Annotated in this window: 11 protein-coding genes; 6 read left to right on the forward strand and 5 right to left on the reverse strand. The window is 63.6% G+C overall.

Features of this window, described 5'->3' with window-relative positions; genetic code table 11:
* Nucleotides 1-196 (forward strand): transposase (locus B5X69_RS17305; protein ID WP_176141636.1); only part of this gene is annotated, 196 nt, incomplete at its 5' end.
* A 210-nt stretch (nucleotides 197-406) separates the two neighbouring features.
* Here the strand turns inward: B5X69_RS17305 and B5X69_RS17310 are convergent.
* The 4 genes from B5X69_RS17310 to B5X69_RS17325 form a co-directional block, all read right to left on the reverse strand.
* Entirely contained in the window at nucleotides 407-1,306 is a 900-nt protein-coding gene (locus B5X69_RS17310; RefSeq protein WP_176141653.1) for an ROK family protein, read from the reverse strand.
* Between the two features lie 49 nt (nucleotides 1,307-1,355).
* Nucleotides 1,356-2,912, reverse strand: a complete 1,557-nt coding sequence (locus B5X69_RS17315; protein WP_079639852.1) for an alkaline phosphatase D family protein — start codon at nucleotides 2,910-2,912, stop codon at nucleotides 1,356-1,358.
* 89 nt (nucleotides 2,913-3,001) lie between these two features.
* Complete coding sequence (locus tag B5X69_RS17320) at nucleotides 3,002-4,435, reverse strand: mannitol dehydrogenase family protein (RefSeq protein WP_079639853.1); 1,434 nt, start codon at nucleotides 4,433-4,435, stop codon at nucleotides 3,002-3,004.
* Nucleotides 4,432-5,826, reverse strand: a complete 1,395-nt coding sequence (locus tag B5X69_RS17325; protein WP_079639854.1) for an FAD-dependent oxidoreductase — start codon at nucleotides 5,824-5,826, stop codon at nucleotides 4,432-4,434. Before B5X69_RS17325 ends, B5X69_RS17320 begins: the two co-directional genes overlap by 4 nt.
* Nucleotides 5,827-6,120: 294 nt before the next feature.
* On the opposite strand from B5X69_RS17325, the gene B5X69_RS17330 reads away from it, so the two are divergent.
* Nucleotides 6,121-7,179, forward strand: a complete 1,059-nt coding sequence (locus B5X69_RS17330; RefSeq protein ID WP_176141654.1) for a LacI family DNA-binding transcriptional regulator — start codon at nucleotides 6,121-6,123, stop codon at nucleotides 7,177-7,179.
* Here B5X69_RS17330 and B5X69_RS17335 read toward each other — a convergent pair whose 3' ends face one another.
* Complete coding sequence (locus B5X69_RS17335; RefSeq protein WP_176141655.1) at nucleotides 7,180-8,475, reverse strand: MFS transporter; 1,296 nt, start codon at nucleotides 8,473-8,475, stop codon at nucleotides 7,180-7,182.
* A 693-nt stretch (nucleotides 8,476-9,168) separates the two neighbouring features.
* Here B5X69_RS17335 and B5X69_RS17340 point away from each other — a divergent pair.
* The 4 genes from B5X69_RS17340 (at nucleotide 9,169) to acpA (ending at nucleotide 16,998) form a co-directional block, all read left to right on the forward strand.
* Nucleotides 9,169-12,063: a TonB-dependent receptor plug domain-containing protein gene (locus B5X69_RS17340; RefSeq protein WP_079639857.1), complete on the forward strand. Its 2,895-nt coding sequence runs from the start codon at nucleotides 9,169-9,171 to the stop codon at nucleotides 12,061-12,063.
* 67 nt (nucleotides 12,064-12,130) lie between these two features.
* Nucleotides 12,131-13,717 (forward strand): amidohydrolase, encoded by a 1,587-nt coding sequence (locus tag B5X69_RS17345; protein WP_079639874.1) that lies wholly within the window; start codon nucleotides 12,131-12,133, stop codon nucleotides 13,715-13,717.
* Between the two features lie 135 nt (nucleotides 13,718-13,852).
* Nucleotides 13,853-15,298, forward strand: a complete 1,446-nt coding sequence (locus B5X69_RS17350; RefSeq protein WP_217699149.1) for an alkaline phosphatase family protein — start codon at nucleotides 13,853-13,855, stop codon at nucleotides 15,296-15,298.
* Between the two features lie 41 nt (nucleotides 15,299-15,339).
* On the forward strand, nucleotides 15,340-16,998 hold the full coding sequence (acpA, locus tag B5X69_RS17355) for an acid phosphatase (protein WP_079639858.1): 1,659 nt from the start codon (nucleotides 15,340-15,342) through the stop codon (nucleotides 16,996-16,998).
* The last annotated feature ends 22 nt before the right edge of the window (nucleotides 16,999-17,020 follow it).

A 17,020-nucleotide genomic window follows, 5' to 3' on the forward strand; every position in this document is an offset into this window, starting at 1 on the left:
GCTGCCGCCGAGGTGTCCCGAACTCAACCCGGTCGAGAACGTCTGGCAGTTCATGCGCGACAACTGGCTTTCGAACCGCATCTTCAAATCCTACGACGATATCGTCGATCATTGCTGCTTCGCTTGGAACCGCCTTGTCGATCAGCCCTGGCGCATCATGTCCCTTGGCATGCGTCACTGGGCCCATGGGTTCTGATCAATGAGACTTGGTATAACATAGCTTTCGTTGGGATTGACGAGACCGTCGAACATCTGCTGGCGCCGCGCGCGGCCGCCGAATTCCTGCCAGTCGTTAAGTCCCGCCATCCCTCGGCGCAGAGGCGATGCTCGACTCGCCAGTTCCCAAGGAAAAAATCTATAACCGACGCTCGATCATAGGAATCCGACCAATATTTGCGGCCGTTGCTTATCCGTCCGCTGTGTCCAAAACATCGAGCCCTGCCGCTAGCGCGCCCAAGGGGCCAGCCATCGTCCCCAGTCCAGGCGGCCCGAGGCGGGTGTCTAGCTGCTCGGCATAGGGGGCAAGCGATCCATAGGCGGCGATACTCGCGGCGAGGGCCGCGCGCAGCTTCGGAAAGAGCCCCGGGCGCGAGGCTATCACGCCGCCGCCGATCAAGATCCGCTCGGGTGCCGCAGTGACGACCAGGTTATGCAGCAAACCTGCAAGGTCGTGAACAAACAGGTCCCATTCGCCGCCTTCGTCGGGAAGCTCGTGCGCCGGTCGGCCAAATCGCTTGGCCAGCGCCGGCCCGGATATCAGGCCCTCGACGCAATCGCCATGGAACGGACACGCGCCGGCGAAGTCGTCGCCGCGCGCGCGGCGCACCCGCATATGCCCCGCCTCGCCGTGCGCTACGCCCTGCACCGGCCGGCCGGCCGAGATCAGCCCGACGCCGACGCCGGTGCCAACCGTGATATAGCAATGGGTCGATAGCCCCCGCGCAGTGCCCCAGCGTTGCTCGGCAAGCGCTGCGCCGACCACGTCGGTTTGGATAGCCAGCGGCACGCCGTAGCGCGCGGCGAGTCGGCGCGTGAGATCGGTCCCGGTCCAACCGGGCTTGGGGGTTGCGCTGATGGAACCATAATCCGGACTGCAGGGATCCAGATCGAGCGGACCGAAGGAGGCCACCCCGAGGGCTTCGAAGCGCCAGCCGTCGAGTATCCTCTCAAGCGACGCCAACGTCGTCGCGGGATCGGTAGTGGGCACTGTTTCTCGGGCCCGAACATCGTCAGGTCCGGCCCCCAGAATGGCGACGCATTTGGTGCCGCCCAGTTCGAGCCCGGCAATCAATGGAGAATATGTCATGGGAACTTCCGAGCCAGTGGTGAGGAATGCGATCCGCCCTGAACGGCGATCAGGCCCTGACCGCTTGTGGTCGGCCGGGCTCCACGACGTAGCGCGCCAGCGTGCCGATGTGGCCGCCCGGAGTAAACACCTGGTCGACGACGCGCAGATCGGTGTGCCAGATTTCGGGTTTGACATCGAACAACAAGTAGCCGCGCTGGTCGTGGATCAGCGATATATGCGGATTCGTCGCCGCGCGCGGATCGGGACCGATGGGACGCCCGTTGGTGCTGATTGAGCTGACCGACGTTCCGTGAAACTCGGGCGCGACGGGCGGGCTTTCCAGGTCTCCGCGACGCGACGGCAGGTGACCGATGAAGAACATGTGGCTGTCGCCCCCTGCGATCACGACATTCTTGCCGCGCTTCTCGATCGTCCTCACCAACCTTGCCCGCGCATCGGGATAGCCCGTCCAATTGTCGTAGCCGTTCGAGGAAGTTTTCTGCGCCGATCGGTCGAACGGCATGACGAGGCCGCCGAGTCCCAGCAGATTCCAGGCGAAATCGGGCGTCAGCCCCTTGCCGAGCCAGCGTTCCTGCTCATCGCCCAGCATCGTGTCGGGCTTGTCCCGCGTGTCGACGCAATTACCGTCCCCCGGCTTTTCGCAAAGACGAATGCTGCGGTAGCTGCGCTTGTCGAGGACGTGAAGACGCAGGAGCCGGCCGAAATCGAGCCGGTGATATATCCGCGGCGATCCGCCGTGGGGGAACCGGCTCCTGCGGACGGGCATATGTTCGTACCAAGCCTGCATCGCGGCGGCGCGGCGGAGTAGGAAGATTTCGCGGGGTGTGCTGCCGTCATCGAGATCTCCGGCCCAATTATTCTCCACTTCATGATCGTCAAACGTCGATACGAACGCCGCGGCCGCGTGGGCGGCGCGAAGATCGGGATCGACCTTGTAGAGCGCGTAACGCTGTCGATAATCGTCGAGACTGTAGAGCTTGTCGCTGTTGTGGTGGCGGACGAGGGGCGCCCTGGCCGTCGCCGGGTCGGCGGGCTTCCCCTCGTAGATATAGTCGCCATAATGATAGACGAGGTCCAGTTCGGCTTCCTGGCTGATATGGCGCCAGGCCGTAAAGAGTCCGCGTTCGTAATGCTGGCACCCTGCGACCGCGATCCGCAACTGGTCGAGCACCGCTCCGGCGGCGGGCGCCGTGCGGACGGTGCCGGTGTCGCTGGGGATGCCGTCCGCGACGAAGCGATACCAGTAGCGGCGATGGCTTCCGAGGCCCTCAACCTCGACGTGAACCGAATGCGCCAGTTCGGGCCGCGCCAGCGCCGTGCCGGACCGCACGATCCTTTTGAAGGCTTCGTCATCGGCAACCTCCCAGCCCACCGGCACGGCTTCGGCCGGCATGCCGCCGTGGGGTTCGAGCGGTTTCGGCGCGAGGCGGGTCCAGATGACGAAGCCATCGGGCGCCGGATCGCCCGAGGCGACGCCGAGCGTAAACGGGTCGTCGAGGAATGTCGGCGCGGCGAAGGCGGGCGTCCGCGCCAGCGCGGCGAACAGCATGGCATGTCCCCCGGCGCGAAGCAGGGCGCGGCGGCGGGGCGGATATTCGATCATAAGACCAGCCTCACTCTGCTCACGCTGGCGGACGACGTGTTCGACAGCGTCTGGCTCTCGTCGATTTCTGCGAGCGCAGGTCGCATCGGTCAGCCTCCCGTATAGGTCGCCAGCGCCGCCCCTACCCCTTCGTTCCAGACGAGGTGCAGCGCCTGCCCGAACGCAGCTACGAACGCGGGATCGTCCGAAAGATCGCCGTAGATCGCGCGCATTCCGATCCATTTGGCGGGGTCCTGCTTCGCAGCGCGCGCGGTCGCCGTCAACATGTCCCAATGGGGATCGTTCGGAGGCGTCGTCAGGCCCCGGGCGTCGGTGCCCTCGCAATAGCGGCACCACAGGGCGCTGGCGAGGATCAGCCCCGCCGGCATCACGCCCCTGGCGATATTGTCGCGGATCGACGGAATGATGAATTTCGGCTGGCGGTTCGATCCGTCGAAGCACAGGCGGCGCGCGGTGTCGGCGATCTCGGGGTTCGCGAAACGCCGCATGATGGTCTGCTTATAGTCGTGCAGATCATGACCCGGAACCGGGGGGACGATCGGCACGATCTCATCGGTTTCGATTTTGTCGAGGAAGGCCGCGATTCTGCCGTCGGCCATCGCTTCGTGGACATGCTCGATCCCCAGAAGCTCCGCCGGATAGCCAATGGCCGCATGGCCGCCATTGAGGATGCGGATCTTCATCGTCTCGAAGTCATGCACGCGCGGCGTAAAGACCGCCCCGACCTTTTCGAGGGCGGGGCGGCCGGCCGGGAAGCGGTCTTCAATCACCCATTGCCGGAACGGCTCGCACGTCACCGGCACCGGATCTTCAAGACCGAACGCCGCCGCCATCGCACGCTCGCGCGGGCCGGTGGCTGGCGCGATGCGATCGACCATGGCGTTGGGAAAGGCGACGTGGGTGTCGATCCAGTCGGCAAGGCCGGGATCGGAAAGGCGGGCCAGCCCAACCACCGCGGCGCGCGCGATATCGCCGTTGCCGGGCAGATTGTCGCACGACAGAATCGTGAAGGGCATGACTCCGGCGTCGCGGCGGGCGCCGAGCGCCGCGACGATCGCCCCGAAGGCGGTCGCCGGGCGATCGGGCGCCGCAGCGTCGGCGGCGATCTCGGGCGCCGCTGGATCGAAGCGCCCGGTCGCGGGATCGATGAAATAGCCGCCTTCGGTGACGGTCAGCGAGACGATGCGGATTTCCGGCCGGCGCATCGCCGCGATCAGCGGGCCGTTCGCGGGATCGACCTCGGCGAAGCCGATCATCGCGCCAACGCGGCGCATGCGCTTGCCCTGGGGATCGAGCTCGATCACCGTCGACAGCCAGTCCTGCGCCGCGAGCGCCTCGCGCATCCGGGCGTCGGCCGGCCGCACCCCGGCCCCTAGGATGGCCCAGTCGTGATCCTCGCCAAGCTCGAACAGATCGTCAAGATAAGTCGCCATATGCGCGCGATGGAAATTGCCCAGGCCGATATGGACGATTCCCGGCGTCAATCGCCCGCGATCATATCGGGGCTGGAGGGCGGCCATCATCGAGCGGCACTGACCGCGGGATAGGTCGTCAGCTCGATCGGCGCCTGGGGGGCGACGACATTGTCAAAATCGACCACCGCGCCCTGCGCGATGAGCGCTTCGCGCAGACGCTCGAAATTCATCGCCGACATACTGTACCCATGCTTGATGCTCAGCGCAGCGGCCGTTCCCGCGCCCTGCCCCATCGCCATGCAGGTCGCCATCACGCGAACCGAGCCGAACCCCGGGCCATCCGCGCTCAGGCAGCGGCCAGCTGTGACGAGGTTTACGCTGCCGCGCGGCACCAAGCAGCGGAAGGGGATATTATATTCCTGCCGCGGGATAACGAGGCCATTCTGATCGTTGCTGTCGCTTGCGTGGATGTCGATGACGTGCGCGCCCTTCGCGATCGTGTCGGGAAAGGCCTTGGGAAACAGGATGTCGTCGCGTTGCAGCTCGTAGAGACCCACGATGTGATAGGATTCGCGCACCCCCGTCTGGATGCCCGATTTCGCCAGCCAGCAGTCGCGGAATTCCGGGAACTCGCGGCGCAGTATCTCGATGATGAGCTGCAGATTCTCGCGCAGGCTGCATTCGGTCCTGGTGAACCACTCGGGATCGCTGGCGTCGGTCGCCTCTCGGAGTATGTTGATGCTCACCATGCCGTCGTGGAAAAATTTGTTGATCCACGGGCCGCCGAAGATCGGAATCTCGCCCTGCCCATTGAGTTCGAGCAGCCGGTTACGGATCACTTCGGAGACCGGCAGCATCCCGTCCACGGCGTCGCGGAACAGATAATCGAGCGCATCGGTGTCGACGCCGCCCAACTGGAACCACAATGTCGCCGGCTGCAGGACGTCGCCCTTCGTGGTCGGAAGGCCTGCCGCGCGCACGAGATCGGCGTCACCGGTGCAGTCGACGAACACCCGCGCCCCATAGGCGACGCGGCCCGCCTTGTTCTGTACGATGACATGGGTGACGCGGTCGCCCTCGACGACGCAGTCCGAAAACCATGAATGATAGAGCAGGGTCACCCCGCTTTCGAGCAGAAGACGCTGTGCGGCGAGTTTCAGTATCTCATCGTTGACCGGGAAATTGCCGCTTTCGAGCGTAACGTCCGCGCCGCCGAGTTCGGCGGCCTTCTGGAGGAGCTCGAACGGAATTCCGCCGATATGCTGCTTGCCGAAATGGCGAAATTCGCTGATCGGCGTCACCAGTGCGCTCGTCGACATGCCGCCGACGAAGCCATAGCGTTCGATCAGCAGCGTCCTGGCGCCATTGCGGGCCGCCGCCACAGCCGCGATCAGACCGGCGGGGCCGCCGCCACAGACGACGACGTCATAGCTGCCACCGATGGGCACCTCGCTGCTCGGCACGCTGATCGACGCATTTTGTTTGAATATCGCGGACATACTTTCTTCTACTGGCCGGTTTGAGTGGGGGACTGGGAATGGCGTCGCGCTGCCTGCGAGCCGCGACCTGAGCGACTCCCTGCAAAGGTATAAGATATCGATAATGTCGCCCTGCCACATGCCGCCCAGCTAGTCAATGATGCATTATCACCATGATTTATGACAATATAATTGAGGATATATCCGTCACCACTGCACCAAGAAAATTGCCGAAAATACAATTGTGAGATAACGATAATGATTATTCTGCGTATCGGGATGGGCGCTAGACTTATCAATCAAGGAGGTGCGTGCATGGCGGAAACAAGCAGGGGGCGGCGTCAGCCCACGCTTCAGGACCTCGCGAAGGTCGTGGGGCTGACGGCGAATACGATATCACGCGCGTTGAACGACAGGCCGGGAGTCAGCGCAACGACCCGCGCACTGATCAAGGCAGAGGCCGAACGCCTCGGCTATGTTCCCAACGTCCATGCTCGCTCGCTCGTTCTCGGCTCGCGCAAGACGATCGGCGTAATCGTCAGCAACATTTCGAACCCCTTCTTCTCTGACCTCGTCAGCGAGGTCGAGCTGCAGGCGCAACATGCCGGCTATACTGTCCTGCTGCTCCTCTCGTACGAATCGGCGGAACGCGAGCGCGATGCCATTGACCGGGCGTTGCGATCCGGATTGGACGGCCTCATCGCAGCGCCGGTGCAGGAACGCTCCACCGCTTGGACGCCGGTGATCAAGGCGGGTATTCCGCTGGTCCTGGTCAGTCGCGAGCTCCCGGAACTGGGAGTCGATTTCTATTCCACCGACAATGACGCGGGCATTCAACTTGCGACCGACGCTGTTCTGGCCAGGGGTGCGAAGGACGTCGTGCTGCTCGATGAAGACATGCCCTTTTCGACCATCCGGCTTCGGACCGAGGGCTTCCGACACTCGCTCGAGCGACACGGGCTGACATTCGACCCGCGAAACAATGTCGCGCTCGTCCCCCCTGCCCGCTCGTTTCGCGTTTCCCAATCGTGGCATGCCGACGACGCCTATCGCGTCGCCGCCGACTTGCTGGATCGAGGCCGGCGCCCCGATGCTTTCGTCGTCGGGGACGATTATTATGCCCTCGGCCTTTACCGCGCGCTGCGCGAGCGCGACATCCGCATTCCCGAGCATGTGATGGTGATGGGGTGGGGAAATCTTCCGTTCACGCGATTCATGGAGCCCCCGCTTTCCACGCTTCTCCTGCCGTTCGAGGAGGTCGCGCGCCGGGCTACGCGCCGCCTTCTCGATCACATTCAGGGCACGGCCGACGGTCGGATCGTGACCGAACGCATCGTTCCCGAACTCGCGATCCGGGCATCGACGACGCGCTGATCAGGCGCTGGTCTCTGCCGCACCCCTTGCCCTGCTCCGCCCGATTACCAGGAACAGGATCACCGCGGAGACCGGGTGCAGGATCGCCAACCCCGCGAACAGCGCGATATAGTCGAACTGAGCGAGCAGCGTTCCGGCGAGCAGGTTTAGAACGAGGGACGTGCTGGCGCCGACCGCGCCGAGTATTCCCACCGCGGATGCGTTGATCTTGATTGGAAACAGGCCCGCCAGTAGGACGTTATATCCGACGAACCAGGCTTGGCAGACCGCGACGACGACGGTGATAATGGCCACCGCGACGAACGCGCTCGACGCCATGGTTATGAGCGCGCCCAAGGGCATCAGCGCGGCGCTGAGGGCAAAGACGCGAAGCTGAACGCGGATGGGGTCATGCCCGCGCTCCGTATAGCGGTCGACCAGGCGGCCGAGCATGATGCAGACGAGTACCGCGGCGATGTATGGGATGCCGCCAACGAAGCCCAGTTCGGCGAGCGACAACCCGGCGCGCTCCTGCAGATAGCCGGCGCTCCAGAAGAGATAGAAATACCAAACCGGATCACTGATCATACGCGCTGCGACGATTGCCAGGAATCTCTTGTCCCTGAGCAGGGCCTTGACCGATGGAGCTTCCTCGGCGGCAGCCTTGGGCAATGGTGACGGAACGTTGCTCAGCACCGGCGGCGTGGAAGAACCGCGTTTGGTGTCCGCGAACCACCACATGATCGCGACGACGATCCCGATCACCCCCGGTATCACGAACGCCGCGCGCCAGTTGAGGCCCGTCGCCAGCAAGGCAATCAACGGCGGGGCGAGGATGGCGCCGATATTTCCGGCCGGCGTTGCGATACTGATCGCAAGGGCGCGGCGTTCGACGGGAACCCAGTTCAGAATGGCGCGCTGAACGACCGGAAACGCGCCCGGTTCCGCGGCTCCCATCAAGACCCGGGACGCGGCAAGATGCCCGAAGCTGTGCGACAGCCCCGAGGCGATGTTTGCAACCGACCAGCCGATCGCGAACACGGTCATGCACACCCGCGTGCCAACCCGGTCGATCAACCGTCCGCTCACCACATACATGACGATGTAGGGCAGCATGAAAGCGAAGGTCAGCAGCGAATAAGCTTCGTCGTCAAACGCGAGCTGCGCCTTCATGACCGGCTTGAGAATAGACAGCGTCTGCCGATCGAAATAGTTGAGGACCAGCAGGGCCATCGCAAGTCCGATGATGAGCCACGCTTTTCGGGGCATTTTCTTTACCGGTGCGGGGCCGGCGGTCGCGGTCGGAGCTTGAGTCAACGGACGGGTCCAATCGATCGTGGGTGGTGGGCCGGAGCGCTGGCGTTCGTCCCGGCGCATGTTGCGGTCTCATCGTTCAGATCGGGCATTCTGGCAATAAATGCGGACGCGATCCCCACGATGCCGGACAGGATCGAGCGCCTTTCCTTACCGTGGCAGAGCACACCCCGCATCTGCCGGGCCCTGGGGTACGTCCCGCGCTGTTCGGACAGTCGGCGCGTGCGAAGCCGGCGCACGAAAACCATGTTCCGCGACACGAGGGCAGTCACGGAGCTCACCCGTCGCTCGCGTTCCCGCTCTCCAAGCCGCAGGCGCGCCCGCCCTCGAGGGCATGCATTGCGCCGACCCGGGGCCGGTGTGCCGGCGAGCGATGTCAGCGGGAATGCAAACGTATCACGAGTCAACCGTTCTGCCCCTTTTTCATAACATTATCGTTATTGTAAATCGACATGGGTAATCTGTCCATAGGGTGATTCTTATCAAGGCGATTGGCATAAATCTGTAATAAATCCGTGCAATAGCAAGATTGTTGACTATTGGAGCCCGATCTGGCAGGTCTACATTAACGATATCGTAGAATCGGTGCGGCGATGCGGATAGAGCCTTTGGGCCGTGCACCCTCCGCCGGGCCGCAACTGCGCCACGGAAAAAGGCAGATTCTCAAATAACGACAAATACTTAGTGGAGGACGCAATGAGGTTTAAGACAAGCCTGTTTCTCGCGACGTCGACGGTTTCGATGTTGATGGCATTCGCCGCCCCCGCAGTCGCCCAGCAGGCGCCCTCGCCTGGCCCCGGACTGTCCAGCGGTGGAGACGAAATGCAGGCGAGCGAAGGAGAGGCGATCATCGTCACTGGTTCGCGCATCGCCCGGCCCGAGCTTGAGTCTCCGATGCCGGTCAGCGTCACCAACATGGAGCAGGCGCTCGACCTTGGCCGGACCAGTGCCATCGAGGCGCTTGAACTCGACCCGGCGCTGGGCACCAATCAGAATCTCAGCAGCGACGTCAGGGGCTGGGACGCGGGAATCGCGGCGGTCAACCTTCGCGATCTCGGCACCAATCGCAGCCTGACGCTGATCGACGGGCAGCGACGCGTGTCCGGCTCTGCGCGATCTTCCGCGGTCGATATCGGGATGATCCCGGTGAGCATGATCGATCGGATCGAGGTCGTGACCGGCGGCGCCGCAGCGATCTATGGTGCGGACGCGGTCACGGGCGCCGTCAACATCATTACCAAACGCAACGTCGAGGGTCTGCACATTTCGGGGCTGGCGGGTATTTCCGAGCAGGGGGATGCAGCGAAATATCTGGTTTCGATTGCCACCGGCGGCAAGTTTGCCGGCGACCGGGGCAGCTTCTCGATCGGCGGCACCTATTCGCAATCCAATCCGCTGATCTATACCGACCGTTTCGACTGGCGGGACTGGCCGACCTATCGCGCAAACCCGGAAAATACCGGCATCGATGACGGCATTCCCGATCGGGTGCTCGCGCCGAACACCCGGCAGCTCTACTACGATTATGTGCCGACCTATTGGCTTAACGGTCAACGCTACAAGGTCGAGAACGGCAATGTGCGCGAATCCAACTGCGACATCGAATACAGCCCTGGACAATACGCCGTATGCGATGGCGGCGACGGCAGGAACTTGAGCGACCGCGATCAATTCCGAGGCGGGCTGAAATCCTTGGCGCTGATGGGGCGGGTCGACTACAGCGTCACCGACGCCATTCAATTCAGCACGCACTTTTCCTATGCGCGCCAGAAGTATGACGGGACCTACAACTTTTGGCGCGACGACAGCCGGACGACCTATTTCTCCGGCCCGGTGCCCGGCGGACGCGGCGCCAGCGCGAAGTTGGACAATCCCTATCTGCCCGACTCGGTCCGGCAGGTGATGCTCGATAACAACCTGACCTCGCTGTATATCGACCGGACCTATGGCAATTTCCCCGAACGGGAAGAGGATCATGACCGCGAAAGCTACACGATCGGTTCCTCGCTCAGCGGCAAGCTGGGGTCGAACTTCAAATGGGAGGCCTTCTGGCAATACGGCCGCGTTACCGACGATGTCACCGAAGCGAATGTTCCCTGGAAATCGCACTGGATCGCAGCGCGCGACGCCATCGCCGATCCGGTGACCGGTACCCCGATCTGCCGCGATGCTGTGGCGCGGGCGCAGGGCTGTGTGCCATTCGACATCTTCAGCACCGAGCCGGCGACCGAGGCACAGATCAAGTGGGCGATGGCTGACCGGCACGAACGGCGGGTCAACACGCAGCAGATCTATGGCGCGAACATCAACGGTCCCCTGTTTGCGCTTCCCTATGGCGATGTGTCGATCGCCGTGGGCGTCGAGCATCGCAAGGAAACGCTGAAGACCACGGACGATCCGCTCGCGCTCGCGGGTGAGCTGGTCTACGGCGCCGGTCCATCCGAACACCCCGAACTCGACAAATCGTTCAATGTGAACGAAGCCTATGGCGAAGTGGTGATTCCGCTTCTCCGCGACCTGCCGTTCGCGCGGCGGCTCGAGGTCGAGGGCGCCTATCGCTATTCGGACTACAGCACCGTCGGCAGCACCCATGCCTGGAAAGCGGGGGCCATGTGGTCGCCGTTGGACGGACTCAGCTTCCGCGGCGTTCTCTCGCGCAGCGTCCGCACGCCGAATTTCGGCGAGCTTTACGAAGCGAAGGTCGAGACGCTCACCGGCGCCTATACCGACGCCTGCTCGCTGGCGCTGTATTACGCCTCTGAAACGCGGGCGGCGAACTGCAAGGCGCTCGGGATCGACACCCCCTTCGAAACCCCCAGGATCGGCCCGGTCGTCGTCACCGGCGGCAATCCCGATCTCAAGCCCGAAACCTCGAACAGCCTGACGCTCGGCGCCATTCTGCAACCGCGATTCCTGCCGGGCCTCGACATCACCGTCGATTATTGGGACATCGACATCAAGAATGTCATCACCCAGTTTTCTTACGCCACGCTCATCCGGCTGTGCGTCGATGCGCCGACGATCGACAATCCCTATTGCGCTCGCGTCACCCGCGATCCGGTCACCCATTTTGCGACGCGCGTCGAATCGAACCAGCTCAACGCCGCCCGGCTCTATGCGCGCGGCATCGATATCGGGATGGCCTATCGCCGGCCGCTGGGCGAAGGCACACTCAGCCTGTCCTTCAAGGGCACCTATCTCCTCGACAAGGTGACGGAAACGACACCCGGCATCCCGGAAGGAGATGTCGTTTACGATGGCGCGTGGGAGAATCCGAGGTTCCGCGGCACCCTGCTGATGTCGTACAAGATCGACGACCTCAACATCGCGCTCAACACGCGCTTCATCAGCGCCGCGACGTACGAACTGAACACCGATTCGGATGAAGCCTATCCGCGCCAGCATATTCCGGCAAAGGTGTATAACGACTTGTCCGTGCAATATGATATCGGGGATAAATATCAGTTCGGCTTCGGCGTGAACAACATCCTCAACATCATGCCGACCCACATGCCGACGATTTACAGGGATGACAGAATATATGGCATCGTTGGCCGATATTTTTTCACCACGATCAAGCTGAATTTCTGATCCGAAGACTGAAATGGCAAGCGAGACGGAAGCCTCGCTTGCCGTTCGCAATGAGGAGAACCGAGGCATGATCCGATCCGCAATCGCCATTGCGGGAGCGCTGGCGCCCGCATTCCCCACCGCGGCGCAGGCGGCGCCGCGCAGCGCCAAGATCGAGGTCGTGCGCGGGGTGGAGGCGCGAGCCAAACTGTCGCAAGTCATCAACGACCAATTGTTCAGCTATGCCGAGATCGGGTTCCAGGAGCAGGAGACCGAGCGCTATCTGACGGCCCTGCTCGAAAGGCAGGGTTTTGCGATCGAGCGCAATATTGCGGGGCTGCCGACCGGCTGGGTTGCACGGTGGACGAAGGGCACCGGCGGCCCGGTGATCGCGCTGGGCAGCGACATCGATGGCATCCCGAAAGCAAGCCAGACGCCGGGCATCCCTTGGCGCCAACCGATGGTCGAGGGTGCGCCGGGCCACGGCGAGGGGCATAATAGCGGGCAGGCGATGAACATCGTCGCGGCGCTGGCGGTAAAGGACTGGATGGTTCGCACGAACACCGCGGGTACGCTGGTGATCTGGCCGGGAGTCGCCGAGGAATTGCTGGGCGGCAAGGCCCGTTTCGTCCGGGCCGGCGTGTTCAAGGATGTCGACGCCGCGATCTTCAGCCATGTCAGCAGCCAGCTCGCGACCGCCTGGGGCCAGCCCAACGGCACCGGCATGGTCAGCGTCGAATATACGTTCGAGGGTGAGAGTGCGCATGCCGCCGGCGCCCCGTGGCGGGGACGCTCGGCGCTCGACGGCGTGATCGCGATGGCCAATGGATGGGAGATGCGGCGCGAGCATCTGCGCCCCGAGCAGCGCTCGCACTATGTCATCAGCGAAGGCGGCGACCAGCCCAATGTGGTGCCGTCCGAGGCGAAGATCTGGTTCTATCTACGCGAGATGAATTTCGGTGCCGTCGAAAAGATGCTCGCGACCGCCGACGCCATTGCCGACGGCGCCGCCAAGATGACGAGCACGACGGTCAGCCGGCAAATTCTGGGCGTGGCGGCCACTCAGCACTTCAACCGCCCGATGGCGGAAGCGGCGCAGGCCAATATCGTCGCGGTCGGCCTGCCCAAGTGGGACGCCGACGATCAGGCGTTCGCACGCGCCGTGCAGGCGAATGTCGGCGCTAGCGTGACGACCGGGCTACCGACAAAGCTGGCGCCGTTCGGTCCGCCGCCCAAGGAACCGAAATCAGCCGGATCGGACGACATCGGCGATGTGAGCTGGACCGTGCCCACGATCACCATCCGCTATCCGGCCAATATCCCGGGGCTGCCGGGGCATAATTGGGCGAACGCCATCGCGATGGCGACCCCAATCGCGCACAAGGGCGTTCAGGCCGGCGCCAAGGTGATGGCGATGACCCTCGTCGATCTGCTGGCCAAGCCCAAACTGCTGGAGGATGCAAAGCGCTATTTTCGCGAGGTGCAGACCAAGGACCAGCATTATGTTTCGATGCTGGCGACTGACGATACACCGCCGACCTGGCTGAACGCTGAGACGATGGCGCGGTACAAGCCCGAACTCGCGAAGCATTATTATGATCCGCAACGTTACGGGTCGTATCTGGAACAGCTCGGGGTCCAATGGCCGACGCTGACGAGCGGGCCCGCGAAATAACGCATCCGCCCGCTGGTGCCGCACCCTGACGGCGCCCGCGCCCCGGGATCGCTCATAACCCATCCGCGCCAGCCCCTCGCCTCTCGAACGCGGGCGGGGCCGGTCGAAACGGATAAGCGAAGGAAAAAGCGCCGGATGTCGATGACGCCCCCCTTGACCCGCCGCCGCCTGTTCACCAACGCGGCGCAACTCGCGTCGGTGGCCGCGGCGTCGATGCTGATGCCGCCCAATGTGCAAAAGCTGATCGCGCAGCCGCCCCGGCGCCCGGGCACGCTGAAGGACATCAAGCATGTCGTGATGCTGATGCAGGAAAATCGGTCGTTCGATCATTATTTCGGCATGCTTTCGGGCGTGCGCGGTTTCGGAGATCCCGATGCGCAGATGCTGTCCACCGGCAGGAGCGTCTTTCACCAGCCCGATGCTGCGAGCCCGGACGGCTATCTGCTGCCGTTCCACCTCGACAGTTTTTCGACCAGTGCGCAGAAACTGCCCTCGACGAGCCATGAATGGACGGTGCAGCACCAGGCATGGAACGGCGGCAGGATGGACCAGTGGCTGCCGGCGCACCGCGCCGCCGACGGGATCAATGGCCCCTATACGATGGGCTATTTCAAGCGCGAGGATATCCCGTTCCACTATGCGCTGGCCGAGGCGTTCACGATCTGCGACGCCTATCATTGCTCGGTGATCGGGCCGACCTGGCCGAACCGTTTCTATCATATGACCGGCATGATCGATCCGGAGGGGACGGGCGGCGGGCCGGTGATCGAGAATATCATGCCCCCCGGCGGGTTCCGCTGGAAAACCTACCCCGAACGCTTGCAGGACGCCGGGATCGACTGGCGTATCTATCAATATGGTGAGATGGGGAAACGCCCCAACAACATCTTCAAATATGTCGCGCGGTTCCGCGACGCCGCGGCGGGTTCGCAACTGGCGCTGCGCGGGCTGCCGGATGCCGACGAGGACCGGTTCGCGCATGATGTGCTCCACGACCGCCTGCCCACCGTCTCATGGCTGATGCCCTCCGCCGTGGGGTGCGAACATCCCGACTACATGCCCGCCGCCGGCGCGGATTTCATCGCTCGCCGACTCAACGAACTCGCCGTCAACCCGGATGTCTGGGCCAAGACGGTTTTCATCCTCAATTATGACGAGAATGACGGCCTGTTCGATCATGTTGCGCCGCCCGTGCCCCCGGCCGGAACGCCGCATGAATTCGTCGGCGACGTGCCGATCGGCGCCGGCTTTCGCGTGCCGTGCATCATCATATCGCCCTGGACGGCCGGCGGGTGGGTATCGAGCGAGCCGTTCGACCATACGTCGACCCTGCAATTTCTGGAGCGGATCACCGGCGTCCGCGAGCCCAATATCAGCGACTGGCGCCGCCGAACCTTCGGCGATCTCACCTCGGTTTTCCGTTTCCATCAGCCTGCGGCGGGGCCGCCAGTGCTGCCGACGACGGAGGAGGCGCTGGCGCTCGCCAGAAGCAACGCGGCGACGATGCCCTCGCCCTTCATTCCGGGCTCGGGCCAACAGGTACCGGTGCAGGAGCGCGGCGAGCGCAAGCGAATCCGATAAGCGCCGGGCAGGGCGCTGCGGGGCAGCATGAGGATAACGAGATGAACGAGAAGTCTCCCGGTTCGGACGAACCGCTTTCGCCGGAGCGCCGCCTGTTGCTTGGGGGGCTCGCCGCGGCGGTGGGAGCCGCGGCGATAGGCGATGCGGGAGGCGCCTCCGCACCGGCGGCTCCCGCCGCCAAGCCGGTCGCCGACGCGGCGCTGCGCGACGCCATCGACACGGTGGTGATCATCTATGCGGAGAACCGCAGCTTCAACAATCTGTTCGGCGACTTTCCCGGGGTCGAGCAGCCGCTTTCCGGGGTGCGGCCCGAACGCTATCTCCAGCGCGACCGCGACGGCAGCGTGCTGAAACAATTGCCGCCGATATGGGAAGGGCTGGTGCCGCATCGGCAGGTCGTCGAGCACCGCGAATATCTGAGCGACGACACCGTTTATGCGGCGCTTGCCAACGCGCCGTTCGCGCTCACGACGCCCGAAGGCGATCCACTGCCGCATGGTCTGGTCACGCGCGACCTCGTCCACGCCTTTTACAACAATCAGTTGCAGATCAACGGCGGTCGCAACGACGGCTTCGTCGCCTGGGGCAATAGCGGCGCGCTCGTCATGGGCTATTATGCGGACAATGCCGCCAACCTTCGGCTATGGCAGATCGCGCGCGAGTTCACGTTATGCGACAATTTCTTCATGGGCGCGTTCGGTGGCTCGTTTCTGAACCATCAATATCTGATCGCGGCCCATCCACCTTATTATCCGAACGCCGACAACAGCCCGGCGAAGGGGCGCATCACCCTGCTCGATGAAAGCGACCCGCACGGGATCCGTCCCAGACAGACCGCCCAATCTCCGACCAGCGCAATGGACGGTCCGGTGCGCTTCGTGCCCAATTCGCTGACGCCTGACTTCTATGCGGTCAACACGATGCTGCCGCCCTACGCTCCAAGCTACGAGCTCGATGCCACGCGGCCGGGCTATACGGACTGGTCCAGCGCCAAGACGCTCGTGCCCCAACGCCACGACACGATCGGCGACATGCTCGCGGCGCGCGGGGTCGATTGGGCGTGGTATGCCGGCGGCTGGGGTGCGGCGCTGGCTGGGCACGGCACCGACGCGGAATTTCCCACGCGGCCCAACTTCCAGCCTCACCACCAGCCGCTCAACTATTTCGCGCGCTTCGCCCCCGGCACGGCGGCGCGGGACCGGCACTTGCGCGACGGCGGGCTCGGAGAAACGGCGCGAACCAACAAATTCCTCGCGGATGTCGAGGCCGGGCTCCTGCCCGCGGTCAGCTATTACAAGCCGCAAGGTAATCTCAACATGCATGCCGGCTATTCGGATGTCGATGCCGGCGACCGCCATATCGCAGGCGTGATCCAGGCGCTGCGCAACAGCCCGCAATGGGAAAAGATGCTCGTCATCGTCACCTTCGATGAAAATGGCGGGTGGTGGGATCATGTCGCGCCGCCGAAAGGGGATCGCTGGGGCCCCGGAACGCGCATTCCCGCGATCATCGTCTCTCCCCATGCGCGCCGCGGCGAAGTCGATCATACGATCTACGACACCGGTTCGATCGCGCGTTTCCTCACGCGGCGCTTCGGACTGAAAAAGCTGCCGGGACTGGTCGAACGCGAGCAGGCGATGATCGCCGCCGGCGGGCCGCCCCCAGGCGATCTCACAGGCGCACTTGCCTTCGACGGATGAGTAGAACGTCCGGTCAATAGGG

The organism is Sphingopyxis flava, from assembly GCF_900168005.1.
Classification (GTDB): domain Bacteria; phylum Pseudomonadota; class Alphaproteobacteria; order Sphingomonadales; family Sphingomonadaceae; genus Sphingopyxis; species Sphingopyxis flava.